General features: G+C 29.1%; 2 protein-coding genes. Both read right to left on the reverse strand.

Going from position 1 to position 2,148, the window contains the following annotated elements; translation table 11 throughout:
* Positions 1-36: 36 nt before the first annotated feature.
* Positions 37-816, reverse strand: coding sequence for a lipopolysaccharide assembly protein LapB (locus Q0370_RS00740; protein WP_299570735.1), 780 nt, complete (start codon positions 814-816; stop codon positions 37-39).
* Positions 817-1,154: 338 nt separating this feature from the next.
* On the reverse strand, positions 1,155-2,148 hold a 994-nt coding region (gene cobT / locus Q0370_RS00745; protein ID WP_299570738.1), incomplete at its 5' end, for a nicotinate-nucleotide--dimethylbenzimidazole phosphoribosyltransferase.

Genomic DNA, 2,148 nt, shown 5'->3' on the forward strand with positions numbered 1-2,148 from the left:
ACTTTTTACGTAAAAAATTAATTAAAAATAATAAAATTAATTATTGCTTTCAATCTCTCTGATAGATTCCTGTATATCTTTTATCATTTCTGTATCTTTTATTTTTTTAGCCTCTCCCAGTGCTTTTTTAAGCCATTCTAATGCTTTTGTATTATCTTCTAATTCAGCATAAAATACTCCTAAATTTATTTTCGCATTTAAATTATTTTTCTCAATCGCTTTCAAATACCATTTCAGGGCTTCTTTCTGATTTCCTTCATCATAATAAATCATTCCCAAAATATTTTCTGAATCTCCTTCTGCATCTTTATTATAATATTTCAAAAAATATTTCTTTGCTTCTTCTGGATTTTTCAATTTATAATTTAAAGAACCCATTATATAATTTATCTCATCTATGCTTTCAAAATTTTTATTATCGATTTTGCTAAGCCACTTTAATGCTTTTTCGTATTCTTCCATTCCCATATAAACTATCCCTGTTAATAGCCTTATATCATATTTCTTCCCATCATCTGCTATAAAAGGATATTTTTTCTGCATCTCTATCGCTTCATTTAATTCTTTTTCACTTTCATTCTTTTTGCCCATGTCATCATACAACATTCCCAATACAGCTTTTAATACAACATTAGTTGGATTTTTTTGTATATCTTCTTTTAACATTGATATTGCCTTCTGTCTATTCCCTTTATCATATTCTTCCGATACTTTCTCTATCACTTTTTCAAATTCCTTAGAATTCATTTGTGAAAATCCCTGCACTCCAAAAATCAAGCTGGTCATAATTATCACAAAAACTAATAGTTTTTTCATTTCTACACCTACCTTTTTCATTAGTTCTTTGTTTTTGTTTAATTAAAAATCTCTTCGTTTATTGTATCACAATTATTAAAAAAATCAAAATTTTACATATAATATGCTTAAATTCAGCAATTTTTAAGAATTAACTTTTTTAAAGACAAATAAATCGGAAAAATTTATTTTTATTTTTTTATTATAAAATAAACTATCCTAAGATTTATGAAATTTATTTTCCATATAAAAAAACTGTCCTTCAATTTTGAAAGACAGTTAAAACATTTAAATATTTTATTTATGACAATAATACTAGATACATTTAAAAATTTAAATATTCCAAATAATGTATTTTTTTATACATCAGGATATTTTCTTACAACTTCAGTAATATTACAAGCTCCCTCAATCACTGTAAACATCATAACAGCCCCAGTACCTTCCCCCAATTTCATATTCATAAAGAGCATTGGCTCTAAATCCAGTTCCTTCATAATATACTTCATTCCAGGCTCTTCGCTTAAGTGAGAAGCAATCATAAAATCCCTGCAGTTTGGACAAATTTTATAAGCAACAAGAGCAGAAATTGCTGAAATAAAACCATCTATTACAACAGGTACACGCTTTTTTGCACATCCTAGATAAGTTCCCACCATTCCAGCAATATCAAGTCCCCCAACTTTTGCCAGTACATCTATTATTTTATTTTTTTCAAATTTTTCTTTTTTTCCTGTTACATTTATATTTTCTTCAAAAAATTTTGACAATCCATTTACTTCAACTGCTTTTTTAACGACATTCTTCTTATGCTCCAAAGTTTTATCATCAATTCCGCTCCCATAACCAACAATCTCATCTATCGGTAAATCCGTAAGAACCTTCAAAACCGCACTGCTAGTCGTAGTGTTCCCAATCCCCATTTCTCCCGTCGCAAACAAATTATATCCATCCTTCACAAATTCATCAACCATCTCAATTCCAGTTTCAATCGCTTTCACAGCCTGCTCATAAGTCATTGCAGCTTCTTTAGCAATATTATTAGTGCCAGACTTTGTAATTTTTTTTTCAATGATTCCTGAAAGATTTATCTCATTTTTAATATCTGAACTTTCATCAATTCCCAAATCTACTACTCTAATATCTGCATTGTAAACCATCCCAAGAGCATTAATCGACGATTTTCCATTTAACATCGCTTCCACAACATATTGTGTTATCACTCTTTTAGATTTACTTACCTTTTCCCGTTCTACTCCATTATCAGCTGCCATAACAAGCACCATCTTTTTATCAGGCTTATAATTTTTGTCAATTCCTTCCAGCCAAATTGCCAATTTTTCGAGCTTTCCC

Source organism: uncultured Leptotrichia sp., assembly GCF_938036635.1.
Taxonomy (GTDB): domain Bacteria; phylum Fusobacteriota; class Fusobacteriia; order Fusobacteriales; family Leptotrichiaceae; genus Leptotrichia; species Leptotrichia hongkongensis.